This window comes from Bacillus cereus group sp. MYBK222-1 (assembly GCF_051916425.1).
GTDB lineage: Bacteria > Bacillota > Bacilli > Bacillales > Bacillaceae_G > Bacillus_A > Bacillus_A paranthracis.
This window is the reverse complement of record NZ_JBQAGP010000005.1, coordinates 96,727-122,815: the sequence shown is the minus strand read 5'-3', so window position 1 is coordinate 122,815 and position 26,089 is coordinate 96,727. Positions and strand designations below refer to the sequence as shown.

The window sequence follows — 26,089 nt, the reverse complement described above, 5'->3', positions numbered from 1 at the left end:
ATAATAACCTATTATAACTATATTTAGTTTACAATATGAAGTTCGTGTGAAGTTCACCTGAATTTTACATGAATTTCCTTTAAGCTCTATTGTCTTCCTATACTAATCACATTATCCTTTACATATAGGAATTATTTTCATTCCATTTCAAACTATCTATATATACATAAAGAAGGATAGTCGCCTATTAGGGAAAGGCATCTAGTATTATTATAAATATAAACATAACAAAAGAAAAAGCACGCTTATAAGCGCACCATAAGAGTGCTTCTTCATACAATTCTCATGTAAGAGTTCTCGAAAATCATGTTAATCACAAAGAAAAGGCATTAGCTTATACAAGCTAATGCCTTTTCTTTATTCATATTGTTCAGCGTTCCATTCTTCTATATTCCACACTTTTGTTATCCATGCTTCATAGAAAGAAGGCTCATGTGATACAAGTAAAACGGTTCCTTTATATCGTTGTAGCGCTTCCTGCAACGCCTTCTTTGTTTCTATATCCAAATGATTAGTTGGTTCATCTAAAATTAAAACATTACTTTTCGTTACGATCAGTTCACATAAACGTACTTTCGTTTGTTCTCCGCCGCTTAATAAACGAATAGGCTTTAATACATGTTCTTCTCGCAATCCACACTTTGCTAATGCTTGGCGCACTTCTTTCTTTGTCATATCTGGTCGCTCTGCCCAAACTTTCTCTAAGGGTGTTGTTTCTGAAGCAAACTCTTCCTGGGCAAAGTACGCAGGATTTACTCGTTCTCCAACAGAAATTGAACCGCTTAGCGGCTTAATTTGACCTAATAATGTTTTTAACATCGTCGTTTTTCCAATTCCATTATGACCAATAATCGCTATCTTTTCTCCTTTTTTCACTTGTAAATTCAACTCTGGACATAAAGGATCACTATAACCTATCCTTAGTTTCTCAGCTTGCAATATACGACTCACCGGCTCCTCATAAACACTGAAATCAAAACGGGATCGAGTTACAGAATGAATCTTTTCAATCCTTTGCATTTTCTCTAATACTTTCTCTCGACTTTTAGCCTGTTTCGCTTTTCGAATTTTATTTTTTTGAATAAATATTTCTAACTGAGAGATTTCTTTTTGTTGTTTCGCATACGCCGATTGTAATTGTTTCTTTTGCACTTGGTAACTTTGCACAAACTTTTCATAGTTTCCTACGTATCGCTTCACTTTTCCTCCTTCTAGATGAAAAATAACATTTGTAATACTGTTCAAAAATAATTCGTCATGCGAAATGATTACATAAGCTTTTTCATATAGTCTCAAATATGATTGCAACCATTCTATATGAGCTGTATCTAAATAATTTGTTGGCTCATCTAGTAATAAAACATCAGCTTTTTCTAAAAGAAGCTTCCCAAGTAATAACTTTGTTCGCTGTCCCCCACTTAACTTCGATACATCCTTTTTCAAACCTATTTCAAATAAACCTAAACCGATTGCTACTTCTTCAACTTCTGTATGAATGTGATAGAAATTAGAGCTTTCCAATATAGTTTGTAATTCTCCATACTTTACTAACAGTTTTTCTACTTCTCCTGCTCCATTCATTTCTTCAGCAATTTTTAACATTTCGTATTCAATCGCATACAAATCAGCAAATGCACTTTGCAAGTATCCCTCAATTGTCATCCCTTCTTGTAAATCCATATGCTGCTGCAAGAAACCTACCTTCACATGTGGAAACCATTCAATGTTCCCATCATCATGTATAAGTTCTCCTGTTAAAATCCTTAGCAATGTTGATTTTCCAATTCCATTTTGCCCTACTACCCCAACATGCTCACCCTTCAAGATTCGAAAACATGCATTATATAAAATGGTTTTCTCACCATACGAATGACTTAAATTTTCTACCGTTAATATACTCATTATTTTCTCTCCTTTACTTATGATTCATAAGCTAAATAGAGAGAGCAACAGTATAAAGCCTTATTTAATTGTGCATATAAAAAATGGGTAAGGTGAATACACCTTACCCATTACATATTATCGTAAGAAAGGATTAAGGTTCTTTACCTGCTGTCTTCAATTTAGCTTAATCGATAAAAATGGGCAGACTTCTCCCATATCAAGCTAAAACCATTTGAAGAACAGTTGATAAAGTCATTTTATCCTTTCACTCCTTTAACATTTGTTATATTAAGAGTATAAACTACTCTGTTATATTCTATTCTCTACTTTTCCTTTTGTTCCTTCCCCATGTTATCGTTTTCTACATAAATTTCTTTATACATCTTTTCTAATGCATATGGACTTGTAAAGATGAGCGTTAACGATTTCCACATATAAATTCTTCTCTGTAATTCTATTCCGTATCCTTTACTCACCATACTTTTCACTTCTGAAATATGGTCTTCAGCTTGAAATTGTTGTACAGACTTCAATTCACTCGTTTTAAAATCTGTTAAAAGACCTATCACAACTCGTCCGTGTTCCTGTGATCTTTCTTCTAAATCAAACTGTATTGAATGAACAAAACCTAAAACGTGAAAAATTTGAGCATGTAAACCAACAACAGCACGCTGTTCCATTAAATTGTAGCACTCTCGTTTTAGCACCTCTACCATTTCCAAAGAATTTCTATCAACTTTCATTTTGCCGACAAACATAATTTTTACAATATGAGCGACTGCCCCCATACTTTTTAATACACTCTCTAGAATTTCTACCGCGTCTTCTACATAACCATTTGAAATTATGGAATGAATAAATTCATCTAATACCGCTTGAAACTTTTTAATTAAATGTAAATCACGTAACTCCGGAACATCTTTTCTCAATTGATCTCGACCTTGAACCCACTTTAAAATTTCTGTCATTTCTTCTTCTTTTAATTCATGATGTTCCATACCATACTTCATTAATAAAATATGATTTTTTAATACAGCTTTTCTTTCTTCAAGATTATCTGCCGTTAATTCATCCACTATTTTCTCTATAGTTTTCATCTTTCTCCCCCTATATAAAAAAGCCTCTTAACAGTAATTATACAAAAAACTGTTAAAAGGCTTTTTCTATTTTTTCATATAAGGAGCTAATACTCTCAAAATTTCTTCCTTATCTTTCTTTAACTCAAGTGATGTTAACATATCCATCGTTCTCGGCCTAGGTAATTTCACTTGTACCTCACCAACTATTGATGCTGGTCTTTGAGATAAAATAAATACGCGATCCGAAAGCAAGATTGCCTCATCTAAGTCGTGTGTAACCATAACGATTGTTTGCTTCTCTTGGTGCCAAGAGTTTAGAAGCCAGCTATGTACTTCCATTTTTGTAAAAGCATCTAATTTACCAAAAGGCTCATCAAGTAACATAATTGGCTTTTCACATAAATATGTGCGCAGAAAACTAATTCTTTGACGCATCCCTCCAGACAATTCATCTGGATAATGGTCTGCATATTCATCTAGTTCAAACTGCTTTAATGCTTCCATTCCTTCTGTCAGCCTTTGTTTTTTCGGCTTCCCTTCAATTTCTAACGGAAGAACGATATTTTGTAAAGCTGATCGCCACGGTAGTAATAAATCCTGTTGCGGCATATAACTTACAACATCTTGCTCTTGTATTTGCTTATCGTTATACGTTACACTTCCACTTGTTGGATTTTCAACATTTGCGATCATATTTAATAGTGTACTTTTCCCGCAACCACTCGGTCCTACAAAAGAAACAAATTCTCCCTCTCGTATAGAAGCACTAATATTTGCTAATACATTCTTGCCATCGAAAGATTTCACAATATCTTTTATTTGTAATCCACTCATTTTTCACTTGGAAGGAACTCATTTGTAAAGGCATCTTTCACATCAATTTTCTTCTTAATAACTTTGTTATCATATAAGAAATTCATGTAATTCGTCCAAACTTCTTCCTTCTGTACTCCCCACGCTTTTGCATCATCTTGATACTTCGTACTTAACCATTTTTGACTTTCTTGTACTAAATCTTTATTTACATCTGGAACAGCTTTAATTAAAATATCAGCAGCTTCTTTCGGCTCTTTAATTGCAAAATTATAACCCTCTGTCGTTGCACTCATAAACTTTTTCACAAAGTCTTTATCTTGCTTCGTATGTTTTTCACTCGTAATCATAACAGGACTATAGAAATCAAGCGCTGGATCTAAGTCTTTCACCATAATCGTATTTAACTCTTTTCCTTGGCGCTTCGCTTCAATTCCATCCCATCCGTAATAAATCCATTCAAAGTCTGCATCACGACCAATTGATTTAAAGAAATCTGTTTGTCCTAAAATGATTTTTTCAACTTTATTAAAATCGGCTTGGTGCTTATCCATAATTGTCTTTAATGTCGCTTCTTCCGCTGGTCCGCCCCAGCCACCGTAACGTTTCCCTTCAAAATCTTTCGGTGACGTCATATTATCTTTCTTAAGCGATGCAAAAGCTGAAGTGTTATGCTGAATAATCGCACCTACAGATACAACAGGAATACCTTCCACACGAGCCAACGTTACATTTTCTTGTGCGCTTATTGCGAAGTCAGCTTTTCCTGAAGCTATCATTTGCTCCGCCGTCACATTATCACCAGGCTGAATGATTTCTACATCTAAGCCTTGTTTTTTATAATAATCTTTCGCTTGTGCTACATATAAGCCAGTATGATTCGTATTCGGAAACCAATCTAATACGACTTTTACTTTTTGATCTTTACTTGCACTTTCTTCTTTCTTCGCCGGATTACATCCAGCTACACCTACTGCTAATAAGGCAGCCAACATAACTTTTAAACCTTTTTTCATTTTCTGCCGTCCTTTCTATATATCCATGGTGCTGTTATTCTTGCCATAAACTCCACGATAAAATACAGACATAATGTCACCATTACAATAATTGCTGCAACACCAAAGACTCGGGCTGTTAAAAAGGATTTCGTAGCCCTTGTAAGCATAACTCCTAATCCTTCACTGGCACCGAGCCATTCTCCAATAATCGCTCCCATTACGCTATATGTAACTGCAATTTTTAAACCGGAGAAAAAGTATGGAAGCACTGCTGGAAACTTTACTTTCTGGTAAACTTGCCATTTCGTTGCCTTCATCGTTTGCAACAACTTCAACATATTTTTATCTACCGTTTGAAAACCTTCTAAAATGCTAAGCGCAATCGGGAAGAAACAAACGAGTATGACTACCATTACTTTCGGTAGCATTCCATATCCAAACCAAATAATAAATAACGGTGCAAGTACAACGATTGGAATCGTTTGCGAAATAACAAGCAACGGATTTATTAAAATACGAAATAAAGGGATAACGTCCATAAGAATTGCAATGCTTGTCCCAATTAAAATCGCAAAGAACAGTCCAATTATAACCTCTTGCAGCGTCTGCATCGTATTCGGTAATAGTAAATCTTTCATTCCAATTAATTCTTGAACAATGGCAGAAGGCTTCGGTAAAATCCACGGTTCAATTTTAAATAATGAAACAGATCCTTCCCATATCGCAATGAGAAGGATAAGCCAAATTGCTGTAATTATTTTAGATTGCTTCTGGTTTTGCATATTCATCACGGTACTTCCAAACTTTTTCATCTATCGTTACACCAGTGCTTGGACGATAATGGATTTTAATAGAAGTAATCACTTCTTCTGCTCCAGCGTCCACACAAGCTTGTTGTGCACGTTTAATGATATCAAGAAGTACATCTAATTCTCCTTCCAGCGTCGTTTCCATTGCCCCTACTTCATAACGAACTCCCGATTGTTGTACAACCTCAATCGCTTTATCAACAACAGAATACACATCTTTGTTCTTTGCTTGTGGTACTACTGAAAACGAAATTGTAACTTGTTGTGACATAATAAAATCCCCCTTATGAAATTAAATTTTAAAACAAGAAAAGGCTTTCCTACTGCGTAGGAAAGCCTTGTATGCAAGTTATTATAGAATAACATATGCTACATCACTTTAAGTAACTCCCTACGCTGGCATTATCCAGATCAGGTTGAGGGTCGATGTTTGCTCACATCCTCTCAGCCAATTGGCTCCCCGGTCCTTAATTCGTTTTCATTGTAGCATGATTTATTTTATTGAACAAACAAAAGCATGTATAATCATTTCATTTAACTTTTGAATTCCCCAATTAACTCTTGTAACTCCTGTGAGAGCCAGCTTAAAGAACTGGCTAATTCAGCAATATCCTGTACAGACATTTCCTGTTCTTTCATGATTTCTTCAACATTACTACTACTATTCGCATACTTATTTGCAATAAGTGATAGTTCATTTACAACACGAACAATATTTTGGCTATTTTGCAATATATTATTTGAATTGCTAGAAACAACTCCAACTTGATTGGTAACAGTTTGTGCTGATTTCGAAATTTTTTCAAAGAAAGCACCACTACTTTCAACAAGTTTCATTCCAGACTCTACTTCTTTTGAGGTTTTTTGCATTAAAACAACAGCTTCTTCCGTTCCTGCTTGTGTTTCTCCTATTAATTTTGCTATATCTTTTGCTGATGCTTCCGTCTGCTCTGCTAATTTACGCACTTCATCAGCAACAACGGCAAATCCCTCTCCTGTTTCCTCAGCACGTGAAGCTTCAATAGTAGCATGTAAAGCTAGCGAATTCGCTTGATTTGAAATACTTGTAATTACAGTTACAATATCACTAATTTCTTTTGATCTTACTTCCAAAGAATAAATGATAGAAGATAAATCTTGTACTGCATTTTGTATTATGTTCATTTGATTCATCGTCTGTTCAATAATACCTTTTCCTTTTTCTGAATGATGCTTTGTACCTTCAGACTCTTTCGTCATTTGTTTTGCAATATTAGTTATCTCTTCCATCCTATCTTCCATTTCATATACAATATCTAAATACTTTGGTACTGACGTTTCTTGCAATTGAACGCCAGCCCTTAACTCAACTATAGAACTTACGATTCCTTGGACTGCCATGCTATTTTCTTTCGTACTCACTGACAATTCTTGTGAAGATGAGGAAACCTGTTCTGCTGTCTGCTTCACTTTATCTATAATTCCTTTAAACTTCTCGATGGTATTATTAAAATACGCATTAATAATACCAATATCATCTGGTCTTTCCTCTAATTTAATACTTAAATCACCTTCACCAACTCTGCGTAATCCTTCACGTAAATCCAGCAATGGAGCAAGTGCGTTACGTACGATTAAGAATTGAATAACAGTTGCAATTAAAACAGAAATACAAATAAACATTAAACCTTGTATAATGAATTTTTCCTTTGTAATAGGAACAATAGAAGCATCTACATCGGCTGCAACAATTGCCACAATATTTCCGTCTCCATCTTTAATTGGCTCTAATATCGTTACCCATGATCCTAATAGATCTTCATATACTACTGTCATGTTTGCTTTTTTCGTGCTCATTACCTTATCGTATGCTTTCATCCAAAGATCTGGTTGTTTATAATATTCTCCCGGCCTTACTTCAACAACATTTGCTAAGTCTGTAGACAAGTCGACGATTAGTAACTCACCTTTTTCATTTTTTTTTGCTCCAACAATATACGTTTGTCCAACACTATTCAATTCTTCCGTTGCTTCATCTAATTTCTCTGTTAACTTCTCTCTCTTTTCTCTTTGTGCCACTGGGTCTTTTGTAACATCTCTCACTATTTCTTCGTCTAATTTATGTAATACCGTATCTCCTGTTTCAAAAGAATGCCTTTCAAATATAGACATCATGCTATTTTGAAACATGTTAAAACTTAACGCACCCATAGTACCAACAAGCGTCAAAATAACTAACACAGTTAACAATACATTCTTTTGAAGAAATGATAGCTTGTGCCAATATTTTTTCATTCACATCACCTTTCTTAATTAACTTAATATAAAGGAAAACTATTAAAATAGAAACCTTATCAACAACTGATAAGGTTTCTCATTTGTTTGCAAATAAAAAAAGACCAATGAAAAAGCATTGGTCAAGACCAACCCTATCCGTCCGGTAACTGGCTAGCGTAGCCTTTCGGCCTTAGCTCCTGTAGTTTTGCGTCCTAATGTTTCCATCAGTTTGCCTTTCTCGCTGAACGAGTTGAACGATATGGGAGTTCTATGAGAATTACATTATTCTCTATCAAAGATTACAACATAAAAATTAAAATGTCCACCTATTTAGAGATACAAATGTAAAATTTGGCTGTATTATTTTTTCAAAATAATTTAACAAAGTACGTGAATGTTACATTTCTTGTGTTATATAATAAAAAATGTATATAACACAAGGATTGTTTTGAATATTTATTTTAATTTTCTTTTAAATTAAATTATTCGAATATATCTTAACTAATGAATTTCGGAGGTAGTTTATCATGTTTTGGCTACAATTTCTTACGTTACTACTCTGCATTTTTATTGGCGCACGTCTAGGCGGAGTTGGTCTAGGAGTAATGGGTGGCGTTGGTATGGCAATACTTGTTTTCGTCTTCCACTTACAACCTACAGCTCCTCCTATTGATGTCATGCTTATGATTTTAGCAGTAATTACAGCTGCTGGTGCACTCCAAGCCGCTGGAGGAATGGACTACCTTGTTCATCTGGCCGAGAAAGCATTACGAAAAAATCCAAAACGCATTACATTCTTTGCTCCAATTGTTACTTATCTATTTACACTTTGTGCAGGAACTGGTCACGTTGCTTATTCTGTACTTCCTGTTATCGCAGAAGTCTCTCGCGAATCTGGAATTAGACCGGAACGACCAATGTCAATTGCCGTAATTGCTTCCCAACAAGCAATTACAGCTAGTCCTATATCAGCTGCAACAGTTGCACTTTTAGCAATGTTAGCTGACTATAAAATCACCTTATTAGATATTTTAAAAGTAAGTATCCCTTCTACTTTTATCGCTTGTATGATAGCTGCATTTGTTGCTAGCAAAATGGGGAAAGAATTAAATGAAGACCCTGAATACTTAAAACGATTAAAAGAAGGAATGATTCCTAAGATTGAAGAGAAAAAAGAATTTGTTGATGTAAAAGGCGCTAAATTATCAGTTATCCTTTTCTTAGTAGGAACTTTCCTTGTCGTACTTCTCGGTTCATTTGAAGCACTTCGTCCAGGATGGATAGTTGATGGGAAGTTAGCCCGTCTTTCCATGCCAAACACAATTGAAATGGTTATGTTAACGATCGCAGCTCTTATTATTATTTTCTGTAAACCAAATGTAGAAAGCATCGTGTCTGGTAACGTCTTTAAAGCGGGGGCAACAGCAGTTGTTGCTATTTTCGGTATCGCTTGGATGGGAGATACTTTCTTTAACGGAAACTTAAATATGATTCAAGGATCAATTCAGCATCTAGTAACAAGTGCGCCATGGCTATTTGCCATCGCATTATTCATTCTATCTATTTTACTATATAGCCAAGCCGCAACAGTACGTGCTTTAATGCCTCTTGGATTATCACTCGGTATTCCACCAGCACTACTGATCGCGATGTTCCCTGCAGTAAATGGATATTTCTTCATTCCAAACTACGGAACAATTGTTGCTGCCATTAACTTTGATCGTACTGGTACAACTGGCATTGGTAAATATGTTTTAAATCATAGCTTTATGATTCCAGGCCTAATCGCAACATTCACTTCTATAGGAATTGGAATGCTCTTAATATCAATTATGTTTTAAAGAAAAAGCACAAACCTACAAATCTACAGGGTTTGTGCTTTTTTAATCAAACGTTTGTTTAAATATTTTTAGCTGTCCATTCTTCCATTATGTTCTTTAATATTTGTGTAAAATCCGCTGGGAAAAGATGCCCCAAACCTTCTCTCACAATTAATTTACAGTCCACATTATATTCCTCAAACATAGACATTAATTGAAGTGTGTTTTCATAAAATGGATCTTTGTCTCCCGTAACAATATATCCTTCTACATTCGTTATATCATTTGATACAACTATACTTTCAATTTCCTTAACATCTCGAATAGCAGGTATAACTGCAATAAATTTTTGAGTCGCTGACATATTATTTAACGCTAACTCTATCGCTATATTTCCCCCTTGAGAAGCTCCCGCGATGATGATGTCCTCCAAGTTATATTTATTTACAAAATCATTAAAAGTTTTCATAACGTCTTTTATAGCTATTTCATGATTATCCCAGCTATACGACTTCATTCCATGTATTTGTGAGGACCGAGGAAAACCTAATATATACTCATTTAGTATTTCTTCTTCACACCAATATGGTGCAAAATCATTTATATTTGATCCTCTCCAATGCAAAGAAAATAACCCTATCTTCGCCTCTTTATTTCCATAAGTAAATAATTTCGGTTCGGCTGTTAGCTGCTGTTTCTTAAAGATTTCTTCACACTTTTTCACTATCATTTTAAAAGCTGCATTCTCTCGTAATCCCTTTAAATCTTCATCCCCCATAAGTGTAGGTGGATTCCACCAAATCCCCTTTTCTAAAGCTTCGTTTAAACTAACAATCGCTTCCTCATACTTACCTTCTGCCGAAAGTGCACACACTTCCCAGAAACTAGTTTTTTCTATTCTTTCAGGAAACTCCCTTTTTACTTTATCTATGCATCTATAAATCGCTTCGAATTCTCTTTTTTCGAATAAACGAAACAATTCATTTTGCAACTCTATAAACTGTTTCCTTTTCAAACAATCCTCCCCCTTTTTCTAACTATCGATATCAAAACATAAAAAGCTATGTAGCGTTTTAATACTACATAGCCTTCTTCTACAAACTCTTACTCACTTCCTCTACTAGCCTCTTCGTACTTTCATAAGCAGATTCCGCTAAACTAATCGCTGAAATAACTGAAACACCGTCCGCACCTGCTTCTATAACCGAAGCGGTATTTTCAATTGAAATGCCTCCAATTCCGACAATCGGTATTGTAATTCCTTGTTCTCTAAAATGAGCTAAACCTTTCGTTCCTTGCACTGCTTTCGTATCTTTTTTCGTACTCGTTGGAAAAATAGGTCCTACACCTAAATAATCCGCTCCATTTTCAATTGCCCAGCGTGCTTCTTCAATTGTATGTGTAGATACACCGATAATTTTATCACCCATTTTTTCACGAACAGAGGTAATTCCTTCATCATCTTGCCCTACATGCACACCATCCGCATCTAACTCGAGAGCTAGTTCCACATCATCATTTACGATGAATGGTACACCATACTCCTTACAAATTGCTTGTAATTCTTTTGCGAAACAAATACGTTCTTCTCCTGTTAAAGCCCCTTCTCCCTTTTCACGAAATTGAAAAATTGTTATACCGCCTTCAAGTGCATCTTTCAATATTTGTAGTGGATCCTTCGTACAATTGTTACTTCCCATAATAAAATATACGGATAACAACCTAGACATTTCTGACTTTGAAATACGTGACATTTATTTTCCCTCCTTACTATATAACCTCAATTTTCCCATATTTCTCTATATCACCTGAAGTCGTATTCGCTAACTGATTCAAAAATTCAATTTGAAAACTACCAGGTCCTTTTTCCACTGTCTTAGCGGCTGCCAGTTCTGCCGCTACCCCATAAAACGTTAATGCCGCTACCGCTGCCTTTACATAATCCTTTTCTATCGCTACAAATGCTCCTATTACAGAAGTTAGTAAACAACCAGTTCCCGTAACTTTCGTTAAAATAGGATGGCCATTTCGAATAACAATCGTTCGCTGCCCATCTGTAACAACATCTTCTTTCCCAGTAATTACCGTAACTGTATTCAATTCATCCGCTGCCTGCTTTGCAATACTTACGACATTACCATTTCCAGCACCAGCGTCTACCCCTTTAATTTCCCATCTCTCATTAATAACGTTCGCTATTTCAGCTGCATTTCCGCGAATAATCGCTAATTCAATTTCAGCCGGAATATGTCTCGCAACTTCTGTTCGATACGATGTTGCTCCTGCACCAACTGGATCAAACAGTACTGGTACATTGTTCACATTTGCTGATTTACCGGCAAGTAACATCGCTTCTACTTCTTCCGGACGAAGTGTTCCCATATTTAATACTAACGCTCCAGCAATGCTAGCCATTTCTGCCACTTCTTCTTTTGCATACGCCATTACAGGCGATGCCCCTAACGCTAACAAACCGTTAGCGGTAAAATTTGTTACAACAACATTTGTAATATTATGAACGAGCGGATTAGATTCTCTCACCAAATCCACTACTTTACTAATTTCTTTCATATTCATCCTTCTCATCTCCTAACTATAGTGATGGGAGATACACAAAAAGGCACTTTGCGCGTACGCAAAGTGCCTGAACATGTGCTTTTACACTCTCCCTACGCTGGCATTATCCAACAGGTTCAAATGGTCAATGACGGACTAGTCATACTCTCAGTTTGTATCCACAAACTCCCATGTGTTTAGTATTCTTCTACTTCAAAGTCTACTCTTATTCTAGTAAAATAACAAGTTCTTTACTTTTCTATTTAATATAGAAGCAACTAATAAAACAATACGCATAATAACTATCTATTTCTCACAGTCTCATCATGGTGCATATTATGTTCTGTCACGATCATTCACTTTCAAACAGATGTTATCCCATTAAAAAACGTTCAAATCTGGAGCGAAACTGAATCTCAAGAAGATGTATGCTATAGTTAACGTATGGAAATTTGAAAGGATGTTTTAAATATGTCAAAAAGCGTTGTAATCGCTGAAAAGCCTTCCGTTGCACGAGATATTGCACGTGTACTGAAGTGCGATAAAAAGGGAAACGGCTACCTTGAAGGTAGTAAATATATTGTAACTTGGGCTTTAGGTCATCTCGTTACATTAGCAGATCCAGAAAGCTACGATGTGAAATATAAAAAGTGGAATTTAGAAGATTTACCTATGCTACCTGAGCGTTTGAAATTAACTGTTATTAAACAAACAGGGAAACAATTTAATGCTGTAAAAAGTCAGCTTCTTAGAAAAGATGTAAATGAAATTATTGTAGCGACAGACGCTGGGCGTGAAGGAGAATTAGTCGCTCGTTGGATTATTGATAAAGTTCGAATTAACAAACCAATTAAACGTCTATGGATTTCATCTGTTACTGATAAAGCAATTAAAGATGGTTTTGCAAATTTAAAACCAGGTAAAGCATATGACAATTTATACGCTTCAGCAGTTGCACGTTCAGAAGCTGACTGGTATATCGGTCTTAACGCAACTCGAGCTTTAACGACTCGCTTTAATGCCCAACTGAATTGCGGCCGTGTGCAAACACCTACTGTCGCAATGATTGCTAATCGTGAAGATGAAATAAAGAACTTCAAAGCTCAAACTTACTACGGCATCGAGGCTCAAACGACCAATCAGTTAAAACTAACTTGGCAAGATGCAAACGGCAATAGCCGCAGCTTCAATAAAGAAAAAATTGATGGTATTGTAAAAGGTTTAGATAAGCATAATGCTACTGTTTTAGAAATTGATAAAAAACAGAAGAAGTCATTCTCTCCTGGTCTTTACGATTTAACTGAATTGCAACGTGATGCCAATAAAAAGTTCGGTTACTCTGCGAAAGAAACATTGAATATTATGCAGAAATTGTATGAGCAGCATAAAGTGCTAACATACCCTCGTACAGATTCGCGTTACATTTCATCTGATATCGTTGGAACACTTCCAGAACGTCTAAAGGCGTGCGGCGTTGGGGAATATCGTCCTTTAGCACATAAAGTATTACAAAAGCCTATCAAGGCTAATAAGTCATTTGTTGATGATAGTAAAGTAAGCGATCATCACGCAATTATTCCGACAGAAGGATACGTTAATTTCTCTGCCTTCACAGATAAAGAACGTAAAATTTATGATTTAGTTGTCAAACGTTTCTTAGCCGTTTTATTCCCAGCATTCGAATACGAACAACTAACGTTACGCACAAAAGTTGGCAATGAAACGTTCATTGCACGCGGAAAAACAATTTTACATGCCGGCTGGAAAGAAGTATACGAAAATCGCTTTGAAGATGATGATGTAACAGATGACGTAAAAGAGCAGCTTTTACCTCGCATCGAAAAAGGCGATACATTAACTGTAAAGTTAATTATGCAAACATCAGGTCAAACGAAAGCACCTGCACGTTTTAACGAAGCGACTTTACTTTCAGCAATGGAAAATCCTACAAAATATATGGATACGCAAAATAAACAACTTGCTGATACGTTAAAATCAACTGGTGGATTAGGTACTGTAGCAACACGAGCTGATATTATCGACAAGCTATTCAATTCATTCTTAATTGAAAAACGTGGTAAAGATATTCACATTACTTCAAAAGGCCGTCAGTTACTTGATTTAGTACCAGAAGAATTAAAATCACCTACACTAACTGGTGAGTGGGAACAAAAGCTAGAGGCAATTGCAAAGGGGAAACTGAAAAAAGAAGTATTCATTTCCGAAATGAAGAACTATACGAAAGAAATTGTTTCTGAAATTAAATCGAGTGATAAAAAATATAAACATGACAACATTTCAACGAAGTCTTGTCCAGATTGCGGTAAACCAATGCTAGAGGTAAACGGCAAAAAAGGAAAAATGCTCGTTTGCCAAGACCGTGAATGTGGTCATCGTAAAAATGTATCTCGTACAACAAACGCTCGTTGCCCTCAGTGTAAGAAGAAGTTAGAATTACGTGGTGAAGGTGCAGGGCAAATCTTTGCATGTAAATGTGGCTATCGCGAAAAATTATCCACATTCCAAGAAAGACGTAAAAAAGAATCTGGAAACAAAGCTGATAAACGTGACGTTCAAAAATATATGAAACAACAGAAAAAAGAAGAAGAACCATTAAATAACCCATTTGCAGAAGCATTAAAGAAATTAAAATTCGATTAAACAAAAAGGTTCCTACCTCTATCGGTAGGAACCTTTTTTGTTAGTGAATGATTTTACTTCCTTTTGCATTCTCAACAAATTTTTCACTTGATTTGTTAATTGGTGTTTTCAGTAATAACGCAGCAACAATCATAACTACTACGAAAGCACTTAACACAAGTAAATCTCGCGTTACAATATCCCATAGCATTCCGCCTACTGTTTCACGAATTGCACTAATTGCATATGTGAACGGTAAGAACGGATAAATTGCTTGGAAGAATTTCGGTGTCATTTGAATTGGGAATGTTCCGCCCGACCCTGCTACTTGTAGTACAAGTAAAATAATCGCCATCGATTTCCCAACGTTTCCGAAAATAGAAACGAGTGAGTACACGATACAAACAAATACTCCACCAATAAATAAACTAAATAATACAAACCAGAACTTATCGACTACGTACGTACCGAGTAAGAATATATCTCCCATCGATACGATAAACGCTTGTGAAAGACCTATCGTTAAGAATGTTAATAAACGTCCGAAGTAAATTTCATGGCTCTTATAATTCGCGCCCTCTTCATGTACTTCTACTGTTAATAATGAAACCATTAATAATGCGCCTACCCATAATGCAAGCACTGTATAGAACGGTGACATTGCTGAACCGTAGTTCGGCATTGCAAATAATTTATTCTCTTTTAAATTTACTGGATTCGCAAAGTAGTCACTTTGCTTTTCAACATCATTTTTCAATAAGCGTATGATGTCTTTTAAATCCTCTTCAGATTCAAAATCACGAATTTTATCTGCTAATTCTTTAATCTTTTTCTCAGTAGCTGGCATTTCAGCTTTAATGTCTGCTAATTTCTTTTTACCATCTACTAAGCCTTTTGATGAATCTTCTAGTATTTTTTTAACATCCGGAAGCTTTTTGTCTGCTTCTTTTAAAATTTGAGATGTGTTTTTAGACATCTCTTTCGTACGAGCAATAGCCGCATTGAAATTTGGAGTGATTTCTGAATCATATTTAGCTAAAATGTCACCAATTTGACCCGAAACACTCTTAGATACTTCATTAATACTCTCAATAACATCTGCTGCTGGTTTTTGCCCTTTATTAATAGCGTCAATTCCTTTATCAGTTAAATTGATTCCTTTTTGAAGACCATCTTTTACTTTATTTAATTTAGAAATAGTGTTATTCGTGTTCTTATCACTATTTACATCTGCTAAAACTTTATTTGTATTTTCCAGAACTGGAATCATATCATTAACTAAATTCCATGCTGCTTTGAACTGTCCATTTAAATCATTTAAGGCTACTTTTGTAGAGTCTAATCCATTAACACCTGCGTTGCTTAAGTCTTCTCTTGCTTTTCCAAGTTCTGTTTTTACTCTGCTGTAATCACTTACAGCCTTATCGTACTTTTCTCTACCACTGTCTAATGCCTCATTTGTTTGATTTACTAACTCATTTGCTTTCTTTATATCTTGATTTAAATTACCTCTAAGTTGTTGCGCATCTTCTTTTACACCTTCAGCCTTATCTTTCAATTGCTCGGCTGTACTTACTGCTTTTTCAAAATCAGTTACGAATGTTGCATTATAATCTGCTTCTGCTTGATTTACCAAGTTATTTATTGCATCTAACTTTTTATTAGTAGCATCTCTTACATCTTTTTTCACTTCTTGCCCTGTACCAATAATATTAGCAATATCTTTAACGCCACCATTTGCATTTTCGATAGCTGATTTAAGGTTTGTTAATCTTTCTATTCTCTTTTGGAAGAATTCTTTTCCAAAATCAGTTGATGCCGACTCTTTAAATTTAGTAAAGACATCAATTACATATGAAACACTATCCGCACGTCCTTGCAGCGTCTCAGAAACATTATTAAGATCTTGTTTTGCTTTTTCTGGATCAAAATTACCATTTTGTAACCCGTTTATAACACCTTGTGCATAAGTTGTTCCAACACGTATTGAGCTGAAAACATTATTTACAGTTTGATCAATATTTTTAGCAATATTCTTATACCCATCACCATTCACTTGCGGTAACGCTGGAATTTCTGGTATTTGCGGTATTTGTGGAAGAGTTATGTTAGGTAACACTGGGAATTTAGCTGGATCTGGAAGTGTCAGATTAAAATCAAATGAAGGATTTTTTAAGTAATCCGTAATTTTCGCTGCAGCATCCAAGCCCTGCTTCGTTACAATTAAATTATTCTTAATAGTTCCCGGAGCACGATTCAATGTTTCATCGTTTCTCGCAAAGAATGCATCTAAGCTCTTAAGTGTATCCTGACCATCATTAATAACACTTTCCACAACCGGCAATTCTTTCTGCGCTACTTTCACAACATCTTCCGCTCGAGTCGCATCATCTAACGCCTTATCCATAAGTGTATTCATTTCTGGGAACTGCGCTTCTAACTTAAATACAAGATCTTTTACTTTCTCAATACTTGGTAAGTTTGTTTCTAAATCGATTCCAAGGTCATTGAAGATTTTAAAAATCTCACCGTTCGCTGTTTTAACAAAGTTTTTACTAATTTCTTCTGTAATACCTGATGCACCTTTTGCTGTAATCTTCGGTGCAATCGCATTTACCTTTTCATTTACATAGTAATCAAGTTCTGGTTTCTGTGGATTTTCATCCAGAACAGTTGCAATCTTTTCAGAGAAGTCTTTTGGAATTGTAATGCTTGCATAGTAATCCCCGCGTTCCACTCCGTAAATTGCTTGTTTTTCATCTACAAATTTCCAGCCAAGATTTTTGTTTTTCTTCAGAGAATCTACAATCTCGTTCCCGATATTGATATCTTTTCCTCTTAAATTAGAGCCTGCATCTTCGTTAGAAACTGCAATGGGAACTTCTTTTGTATTTCCATATGGATCCCAAGAAGCTTTAATGTTAAACCATGCATATAACGATGGTAAAATCATTAACCCTACAACAATAACAATTGCAGCCCAATGTTTTGCTACATTCCGTAAATCTGTCTTATAAATACGCCAAATTTGTTTCATAGAAGTTATCACCTAATTATATATTTTTCCTTCTTTAGAAAATGATACATACATTTTGCAATTATATCACTTTCTACATCGTGGATTAACCAAAAACGAACTATTTTTTCCCATTAACTTTAACTTACTACATTATATAACGAAGTAAGTCAAAGTATGAATACAAAATGACCAAATCGGTTTTACATTCAATAATAACAAATATATAGGAAATGTCATAAAAAATACAAGTATTTTCTCTTGGAAATACTTGTATTCCTCAAAAAAATCCTCACAGCTTTTTATTATCTGTGAGGATTTCTTCTATTATATATCTACTTGCACTTCTACACCGAAATGATCTGAAATTATATTTCGGTTTGTACCATTAAAAATAACTTTTGAAGAACGAACTTTTTCACTTCGGTTACACAATATTAGATCGATTCGTAGATTATGTTTATTTTCATCCCAACCAGCAATTTCCCCTTGGACAGTTGTTCCTTCATCCTTCTCTATTGCTAGTTCATATGTGTCATGCAAACCTTTTTGCATCATATATTCATAGCCCTCACCTTGTAAACGGGCATTATTATTAAAATCACCCATTAAGAAGGAAAATTCATTGCTATCTACATGCTCCATCAAACGATTCACTTGATCTTTAAATGATTCTTCTTCATCATTCCACCAACCGAGGTGGCAAGAGTAAAACGTGATGTTCTTACCATTATAAGCAATTGTTGCACTTACAATTTTGCGTGTTTTCCAATACGTTGTATCCTTATTTTCTGAAATAAAGAACGTATCTTCTTTTACAACATTATGCTTCGTTATAATCGCTAATCCTTCTTCATACACATCATAACCAATATGAGAGAAATCCCAAGTAATATTGTAATCTTTTACATGTAACGCTTTTAACTCTTCTAATAGTAAAAGTCCAAAATTATCTTCTTTCTTGTTACCGCATACATTTTTAGCTCCTATCGACTGACTTACTTCTTGTAATGCGATAACATCGTACTCTTCTTCTTGAATGACTTTAGCAAGATATTTTATCTTTTCTATTTGATTTTCTTCTTGCCAAGAGTGACAGTTTAAAGTTAGCAATTTCATATTATTACGCACCTAACATATCTTGAATGTCTGACTTTAATACGTCAGCTTTCGGGCCATATACCGCTTGTACACCTTTATCTTTTACGATTAGTCCTAAAGCACCATTTTGTTTCCACTGCGCTTCTGGTGCAACAACATCTAAATCTTTTACTGTTACACGTAAACGTGTCATACAAGCATCTACGTCAGCAATATTTTCTTTTCCACCTAATAGATCAATAACTTTTGTTGCTAATGAACCATCTTGTACATTTCCTGTTCCTTCTGATGCCTCATCTTCGTTATCAATATAGTTACCTGCACGTCCTGGTGTTGGTAAGTTGAACTTTTTAATTAAGAAATTGAATAATGTAAAGTTCAAACCGAAGAATACTAATGAAACGATAACGAAATTGATTAAATCTCTAGTTAGTCCTGCATTAACCATCATCGGTGTACGAGTAATTAACTCAATAAATCCGAATGCGTGAACACGTAAGTTAATTAAATCTGCTAATGCGAATGCAAGTCCTGTTGTAATTGCATATACAACATATAATACTGGAGCAATAAACATGAACATGAATTCAATTGGTTCTGTTACACCTGTTAAAAATACTGCTAATGCTGCTGATAAGAACATTGGTTTATATTTTGAACGTTTTTCTTTATCAACATTACGGAACATCGCGAAAGCAATACCCATTAATGCTGCTGTTGAACCGATAACTTGTCCAGCTTTGAAACGAGCTGGTACAACGTTATTTAATAGATCGTTATATGCTTTTGTATCTCCATTTGCTAATAAGTTATTTAAATCTGTAATCCATGCAAGCCATAAAGGATCTTGTCCTGCTACAACTTGTCCAATTTTCGAGCCAGTTAACATCGTATATGTTCCACCTAGCTCAGTATAGTTCATCGGAATTGTTAACATATGGTGTAAACCGAATGGTAATAGTAAACGTTCTAACGTTCCATATACAAATGGTGCAACAATTGGTGCACTATCTTTTGAAGCTGCAATCCAGCGACCAAATTCATTTAATCCACTTTGGATGAATGGCCATAAAAGTGATAATACAATTGCAGTTACTGTAGACCAAACAATTACAACGAATGGTACGAATCGTTTTCCGTTAAAGAATGCTAATGCTTGTGGCAGTTTGTTATAGTTATAATATTTGTTATATAAAGTAGCTCCTAAGAAACCTGTGATAATCCCTACGAAAACTCCCATGTTTAATGCTGGTGCACCAAGTACAGAAGTAAAGTAATCTTTTACAATTAAATCTCCCGCTAATACTGAAGAAACTTTCGCTTTTGAATCCGCTAACATTTCAGCGTTTACGCCAAATATAGCTCCTGTAATTCTGTTGGTTAAGACGAATGCTAATAGCGCTGCAAATGCACCACCTGCACGATCTTTCGCCCAAGATCCCCCAATTGCTACTGCGAATAAGATGTGTAGATTAGTAATAATTGCCCAACCGATGTCTTCCATTACGCGAGCGATTGTATGAACTGCGTTAATATCCCCAGCAGACATTCCAATTAACTTACCGATAGAAATCATTAAACCAGCTGCTGGCATTACAGCTACAACAACTAATAACGCTTTCCCGAACTTTTGCCAAAAATCAAAAGACGTAATTTTCATCTGTTCTTCCTCCCCTTTATTTATAACAACATAATGATTTAAATTATAATTTCTGTTTCCTTTATGAAAACGATTCCTTATGTTACTTCATTTTTATCTTTACGCAACCGTTTTCATAAATCTATTTTAATAAAAGCGTTTTCACTTTGCAATAGAAATTTATTATTTTTCATAAAAAAAGATGCTCTAAGAGCATCCTTTTTTATTATGAAATGCGATAAACCCTTGTTTCATAAGGCTTTAACGTGATTGTAGTTACTTGTTCATGTTCCGCAACTTCATAGTTATTCAAAAGCAAACGTTTGCGTTCTAGTGCAAATGAACCCTCATTATATACAGCTTCCTCTTTTGAGATATTACTAATTACAATAATCTTTTCATCATTTAATGTACGAGTATATGCATAAATTTGCGGATCATCTTCTAAAAGTAAATCGTACGTACCGTAATTCAGTACATCGTGCTCTTTTTTCAAGGCAATCATTTTCTTATAGAAATTGAAAATAGAGTTCTCTTCATTCTTTTGCTTTTCAACATTAATTTCTTTGTAGTTTTGATTCATACTAAACCAAGGTGCACCTGTTGTGAAGCCAGCATTCATCTCATCGTTCCACTGCATAGGTGTACGTGAATTATCACGGCAAGAAGCCCATATAATTTCCATCATATCTTGATGTGATACGCCCTCTGCAATTTTCTCACGATATAAATTTTTAGTTGCAACATCATCGTAATCTTCAACATTTGGTAATTGGACATTTGTCATCCCAATTTCTTGCCCTTGATAAATAAACGGTGTGCCATGCATAAAGAAGTACATTGCGCCTAGAGCCGTTGCACTTTCACGCCAATATTGTTTATCATCCCCCCAAGTTGAAACGATACGTGGTTTATCGTGATTCTCAATATATAAGGCATTCCACCCTTTATTTTCTAACCCTTTTTGCCATTTTGTTAATACCTTTTTCAGTCCTACAACATCAAGGTCTTTCTTCTTTTCAGCATCCCATAAGCTTAAATGTTCGAATTGGAATACCATATTAAACTTACCTTGCTCTTCTCCAACCCAAAGCTCAGCATCTTCAATCTTAACGCCATTCGCTTCACCAACAGTCATAATATCGTACTTAGAAAATGTATTTTCTTTTAACTCTTCTAATAACGGTTGAATACCATCCACATTCATATGTTTATCAAAGGATGGTACATACTTTAGTTCTTTTGGATTTGGCATATCTTTAAAGCCATCTTCTTTTTTAATATGGCTGATCGCATCCACACGGAAACCATCAATTCCTTTATCAAGCCACCAATTAACTGTGTCGTATAACACTTCTCGAACTTCTTTATTCTCCCAGTTTAAATCTGGTTGTTTACGCGAGAATAAGTGTAAATAATATTGTCCTGTTACTTCATCATATTCCCATGCCGAACCATTAAAAATACTTTCCCAGTTGTTTGGTTCCGCACCATCTTTACCATCATGCCAAATATACCAATCACGCTTCGGATTGTCTTTAGATGAACGAGACTCAATAAACCATGGATGTTCATCACTTGTATGATTAATAACTAAATCAATAATAAGCTTCATATCACGTTTATGAACCTCATCTAGTAAAGCATCAAAGTCTTCCATCGTACCAAACTCATCCATAATATCTTGATAATCACTAATGTCATAACCATTATCATCATTAGGTGACTTATACATTGGACAAATCCAAATTACATCTATTCCTAAATCTTTTAAATAGTCCAGTTTCGCAATAATACCTTGTAAATCTCCAATACCATCGCCATTTGAATCCATAAAGCTACGTGGATAAATTTGATAAGCAACCGCTTCTTTCCACCATGTCTTATTCATAGTCATTCTCTCCTTTTGCATCCCATCGGAATTTTATGCAAACGTTTTCGTAACACTATCATAACAAAATATGAATAGTTTGCAACTGTTTTCATTGAACTCTATGTAGTTTCTTGATTCTTATGCTTTATTTATTTCTCACAAAGGCAAATCTCATTCTTCTCATCTCCTTGTCCACGCTTATTACAAACCTTGTTCATATATAAAAAAGGAAGAACAAAAATGCTGTTCTTCCTTTTCACATTGAAAATCTTTCAATTGTCTGTTTCAATTCTGTTGCTTGTTTCTCTAAATCCTTTAATAATTGATCGATCGCTATCATATTTTTAGATTGTTGCAACGTTACACGTGCTACTTCTTGTGAACCAGCTGACGTTTCTTCAGCAATTGCTGCTACGGCCTTCGTCTGTGCCCCTGTTTGATGAATGTGACTCACTTGTTCATTCATATAGCTACTAATTTGCTTCGTTGCATCCGCTACTTCCATAACACTTGATGACATTTCTTTTAAAATTAATTCGGTAGCTTCCCCACGTTTCGCCTCTTCCTTAGCTATTTTCACTTGTTCTGTCATTTTCGTTGCAACTTGTTGCACTTCCTCTTGCATATTCCTTAATAACTGCGATATATTTCTTGCAGAATGGTCACTTTCATCTGCAAGTTTACGTACTTCTTCAGCTACAACGGCAAAGCCCCGTCCATGCTCTCCAGCACGAGCAGCCTCAATAGAAGCATTAAGTGCTAATAAATTCGTTTGGCTAGCAATCTCACTCACCACAGATACAATGTGTTCTACTTGTTTCATTCTTTCCTCTAACTTCTGTACATTTTGCATTGAATCTTCATTTTCTTTCGCCAATGTTTGAATACCTTGAATTAAAGACGTAAAGACACGAGTACTATGCCCTAAAGCTTGAACCATTTCTGAAGACAACTCATCAGACTGTTTCGCTTTCTCTTCTACTTCACTTGCAATAGAAGTTGTTGTATCAACAGCGGAAACAATCGCTTGAATTGATGCCGCTGATTGCTCAGCGCCAGAAGAAATCTCTGCAAGAGTTTCAGAAACACCTTGTGCTTGTTTCGTTGCTTCGCCTGTTTGTTTTCTAATTTGCTGTACTTGATTGTTTGTATACGAAAATGTTGTATCAATATTTTTTACCATGCCCCTTAAGTTCCCAAGCATCATATTAAATGCAACACTTAAAGATTTAATTTCATCATCAGTCTTCGGTAACGGAACATCTTCACGAATGTCTCCTTCAGCCGCTTTTCTCGCCGCCTCCTCTAACTTTCGAAGCGGTTTAATTAAAAATACGGCTGCTCCATATGCTAAAATTCCAGACCATACTACTCCTAATAGCATAACGATAATATTATATGTAGTTTGACTTACATAACTTTGAAAATAATCATATATCACATAAATAAAAAATATACTTGTTGAATATGTAATTAAAGCTAAAACTGTAGTGAATAGCATAAGTTGTGTACGTAAGCCAAAGGAAAATACCTTCCTTTCTTTTTCCATCTCTTCTTTCCCCCTTTTTATAAGTAATATAAGTACTACCTATATATTATTATCCATATTTTCTTTATAGAAAGATATACAGATTTCCATTTTTTTATTTACATATTAATTACATTACTTTTTCTGTATATAATATGTAAATAATGTATAATTTTATTTGGATGCCCATTATATATTCAACTAAATAATTTAAGGTTAGGTGATTCTATGTTAAAAATTCTATATCGGTTAAACGTTATAAACAGATTAATATTATTAGTAGCAGTACCCATTATTTCCATATTAATTATTAGCGTTGTAAATTATATGAATTTACAACACATGCACAACCAACTTCAAACAGTATATGTCGATCGGCTACAACCTATTAAATGGCTTGGATCTATTGAGAGCAGCCTGTACCAAGAATTTAGTTATGTAAAGGAACTCATTATTACTGAAGATGAAAATCGACGTACTACAATTTTAAATAAATTAAATGATACAAATAAAGAAACCGAAAAATTACAGGCTCAATACGAAAATACATATATAACAGGCGAAGAAAAAAAACTCCTTAGCCAATATAAAGAAAAACTAGAAAACTATAAAAAACATCGTGCTCAAATGCTAGATTTCATTAAAGAGAATAAACTGAATCAAGCATATTCATTCTACCTAACTACAGTTGAACCTAATTTATCAGCTACAGTAGGCGCTTTAAAAAATCTTAGTGATTATAATGAAAAGTTAGCTGAAGGTCTGTATAACGACAGCGAACACTCTTATAAACAAGTGATAAGCATAACTATTATTTTATTCATTGCCTGTTTAGTTCTTTGCATTCTTATCTCCTTATTTACTGCTAAATCAATTATAAATCCAATCAATTCATTACGGAGCATAATGAATACAGCTGGAAAAGGGGATTTAACCATTGCCGTACCAAAACAATATCATCATGAATTTGGTCATATGTTTAATAGTTTTGATCAAATGATATCAAACTTACGACAAATTATTAACAATGTGATTCAAACAAGTGCAAAAGTCAAAAGCTCTACAAATCATATTGTTGAAACAGCAACCGTTTCCTCTTCCACTATGGATAACATCGCAAATGCAATGAAACAGTTGTCTCACCATATTAATGATCAGTCTGCAAATATTAAAGATAGTTCTACAGCAATGGATGAAATAGCAAATGGAGTGCAAAGCATAGCTGAATCTTCTACAACGATTTCAAACTTAGCTATTTCTACTTCTGATAAGGCGAATGTAGGAACTGAAATCATTGAAAAATCCATTTCTCAAATGACAACTATCCATACTGTCATGGATGAAATATATAAAGTAGTAGATCAATTGGTTGTTCGTACGCAAGATATCGATAAAGCATTACAAACTATTACTTACATTTCTGAACAAACAAATCTATTATCTTTAAATGCCGCAATTGAATCTGCCCGCGCCGGTGAACATGGAAAGGGATTTGCTGTTGTATCTGAAGAAGTTCGTAAACTTGCTGAACAATCAAAACAAGCAGCTACAGATATTACAAAACTTAATTTACTTGTACAAAATGATACAAAAGATGTAGTCAACGTTATGGGGAAAGGACAACAAGAAATTCAAGAAGGCATTCATACTGTGCAAAATGCAAAATTAGCATTCCATAATATTGTGGATCATATTAATGAAGTTACAGATCAAATACAAGATATAACAGCAAGTGCAGAAGAAATGTCAGCAAGCTCAGAAGAAATAAATAGTGCCCTTATTAATATCTCTTCAATTTCACAAAATATAGTTTCGGAGACTAATCATACATCCCAATCTTCACAAGCTCAGTCAGTATCAATACAGGACATTACAAATATGTCTCTTCAAATGCAAAAACTTGTTGACGAATTAGAAAAGTCTGCAACTCAATTTAAAATTTAAAACTTGTAAGTATATGAAAGACCACCTAATTTAGTTGGTCTTTCTATTTTAATTACACATTCAGATTTACTTATATAATAACTGTCCTCCAAAAAAAATAAAGGATTCTGACAATTTGTGACTAATAACAGAA

18 protein-coding genes and 3 riboswitches are annotated in these 26,089 nt (G+C 34.8%); of the genes, 3 read left to right on the top strand and 15 right to left on the bottom strand.

The genetic code is table 11. From position 1 onward, the window contains the following. Positions 1-357 precede the first annotated feature (357 nt). The 7 genes from ACTFR9_RS21045 to ACTFR9_RS21015 form a co-directional block, all read right to left on the bottom strand. A complete protein-coding gene (locus ACTFR9_RS21045) occupies positions 358-1,902 on the bottom strand; it encodes an ABC-F family ATP-binding cassette domain-containing protein (RefSeq protein WP_000025937.1) in 1,545 nt (514 codons plus the stop codon). 305 nt (positions 1,903-2,207) lie between these two features. After that, complete coding sequence (locus tag ACTFR9_RS21040; RefSeq protein ID WP_000848342.1) at positions 2,208-2,981, bottom strand: hypothetical protein; 774 nt, start codon at positions 2,979-2,981, stop codon at positions 2,208-2,210. A gap of 66 nt (positions 2,982-3,047) precedes the next feature. Next, entirely contained in the window at positions 3,048-3,797 is a 750-nt protein-coding gene (locus tag ACTFR9_RS21035) for an ABC transporter ATP-binding protein (RefSeq protein WP_000016065.1), read from the bottom strand. After that, the gene (locus ACTFR9_RS21030; protein ID WP_000715551.1) at positions 3,794-4,792 is read right to left on the bottom strand and encodes an ABC transporter substrate-binding protein; all 999 of its coding nucleotides are present in this window, start codon (positions 4,790-4,792) and stop codon (positions 3,794-3,796) included. The genes ACTFR9_RS21035 and ACTFR9_RS21030 overlap by 4 nt, the downstream gene beginning before the upstream one ends. Further along, positions 4,789-5,562, bottom strand: coding sequence for an ABC transporter permease (locus ACTFR9_RS21025; RefSeq protein ID WP_001057149.1), 774 nt, complete (start codon positions 5,560-5,562; stop codon positions 4,789-4,791). Before ACTFR9_RS21025 ends, ACTFR9_RS21030 begins: the two co-directional genes overlap by 4 nt. Continuing rightward, positions 5,534-5,854 carry an MTH1187 family thiamine-binding protein gene (locus ACTFR9_RS21020; protein ID WP_000082897.1) on the bottom strand — a complete coding sequence of 107 codons (321 nt, stop codon included), beginning with the start codon at positions 5,852-5,854 and terminating at the stop codon, positions 5,534-5,536. Before ACTFR9_RS21020 ends, ACTFR9_RS21025 begins: the two co-directional genes overlap by 29 nt. Before the next feature lie 100 nt (positions 5,855-5,954). After that, positions 5,955-6,056: riboswitch (TPP riboswitch) on the bottom strand. Positions 6,057-6,117: 61 nt separating this feature from the next. Continuing rightward, positions 6,118-7,857, bottom strand: coding sequence for a methyl-accepting chemotaxis protein (locus tag ACTFR9_RS21015; protein ID WP_229136789.1), 1,740 nt, complete (start codon positions 7,855-7,857; stop codon positions 6,118-6,120). A 141-nt stretch (positions 7,858-7,998) separates the two neighbouring features. Further along, positions 7,999-8,083, bottom strand: a riboswitch (cyclic di-GMP riboswitch). Between the two features lie 283 nt (positions 8,084-8,366). Between ACTFR9_RS21015 and ACTFR9_RS21010 the strand changes: the two genes are divergently transcribed. After that, the gene (locus ACTFR9_RS21010; protein WP_048557293.1) at positions 8,367-9,680 is read left to right on the top strand and encodes an anaerobic C4-dicarboxylate transporter family protein; all 1,314 of its coding nucleotides are present in this window, start codon (positions 8,367-8,369) and stop codon (positions 9,678-9,680) included. A 58-nt stretch (positions 9,681-9,738) separates the two neighbouring features. On the opposite strand, the gene ACTFR9_RS21005 is transcribed toward ACTFR9_RS21010, so the two are convergent. The 3 genes from ACTFR9_RS21005 to thiM all read right to left on the bottom strand — a co-directional run bounded on the left by ACTFR9_RS21005 (position 9,739) and on the right by thiM (position 12,236). Continuing rightward, positions 9,739-10,674 (bottom strand): alpha/beta hydrolase, encoded by a 936-nt coding sequence (locus ACTFR9_RS21005; protein ID WP_048557294.1) that lies wholly within the window; start codon positions 10,672-10,674, stop codon positions 9,739-9,741. A gap of 79 nt (positions 10,675-10,753) precedes the next feature. Then, complete coding sequence (gene thiE, locus ACTFR9_RS21000) at positions 10,754-11,413, bottom strand: thiamine phosphate synthase (RefSeq protein WP_048557295.1); 660 nt, start codon at positions 11,411-11,413, stop codon at positions 10,754-10,756. A 16-nt stretch (positions 11,414-11,429) separates the two neighbouring features. Next, positions 11,430-12,236, bottom strand: a complete 807-nt coding sequence (thiM, locus tag ACTFR9_RS20995) for a hydroxyethylthiazole kinase (RefSeq protein ID WP_001056114.1) — start codon at positions 12,234-12,236, stop codon at positions 11,430-11,432. Positions 12,237-12,308: 72 nt separating this feature from the next. Beyond that, positions 12,309-12,418, bottom strand: a riboswitch (TPP riboswitch). Between the two features lie 268 nt (positions 12,419-12,686). On the opposite strand from thiM, the gene topB reads away from it, so the two are divergent. Then, the gene (topB, locus tag ACTFR9_RS20990; protein WP_000047311.1) at positions 12,687-14,876 is read left to right on the top strand and encodes a DNA topoisomerase III; all 2,190 of its coding nucleotides are present in this window, start codon (positions 12,687-12,689) and stop codon (positions 14,874-14,876) included. Between the two features lie 40 nt (positions 14,877-14,916). Here topB and ACTFR9_RS20985 read toward each other — a convergent pair whose 3' ends face one another. The 5 genes from ACTFR9_RS20985 to ACTFR9_RS20965 form a co-directional block, all read right to left on the bottom strand. Then, a complete protein-coding gene (locus ACTFR9_RS20985; RefSeq protein ID WP_076856245.1) occupies positions 14,917-17,892 on the bottom strand; it encodes a YhgE/Pip domain-containing protein in 2,976 nt (991 codons plus the stop codon). 306 nt (positions 17,893-18,198) lie between these two features. Further along, on the bottom strand, positions 18,199-18,990 hold the full coding sequence (locus tag ACTFR9_RS20980) for an endonuclease/exonuclease/phosphatase family protein (RefSeq protein ID WP_000771962.1): 792 nt from the start codon (positions 18,988-18,990) through the stop codon (positions 18,199-18,201). Positions 18,991-18,994: 4 nt separating this feature from the next. Beyond that, the gene (locus tag ACTFR9_RS20975; RefSeq protein WP_000705536.1) at positions 18,995-20,632 is read right to left on the bottom strand and encodes a PTS transporter subunit IIBC; all 1,638 of its coding nucleotides are present in this window, start codon (positions 20,630-20,632) and stop codon (positions 18,995-18,997) included. A 205-nt stretch (positions 20,633-20,837) separates the two neighbouring features. Then, positions 20,838-22,502, bottom strand: a complete 1,665-nt coding sequence (locus ACTFR9_RS20970) for a glycoside hydrolase family 13 protein (protein ID WP_001044728.1) — start codon at positions 22,500-22,502, stop codon at positions 20,838-20,840. A gap of 238 nt (positions 22,503-22,740) precedes the next feature. Then, complete coding sequence (locus ACTFR9_RS20965; protein ID WP_000410248.1) at positions 22,741-24,033, bottom strand: methyl-accepting chemotaxis protein; 1,293 nt, start codon at positions 24,031-24,033, stop codon at positions 22,741-22,743. A 207-nt stretch (positions 24,034-24,240) separates the two neighbouring features. Between ACTFR9_RS20965 and ACTFR9_RS20960 the strand changes: the two genes are divergently transcribed. Further along, positions 24,241-25,956 (top strand): methyl-accepting chemotaxis protein, encoded by a 1,716-nt coding sequence (locus tag ACTFR9_RS20960; RefSeq protein WP_000912974.1) that lies wholly within the window; start codon positions 24,241-24,243, stop codon positions 25,954-25,956. Positions 25,957-26,089 lie beyond the last annotated feature (133 nt).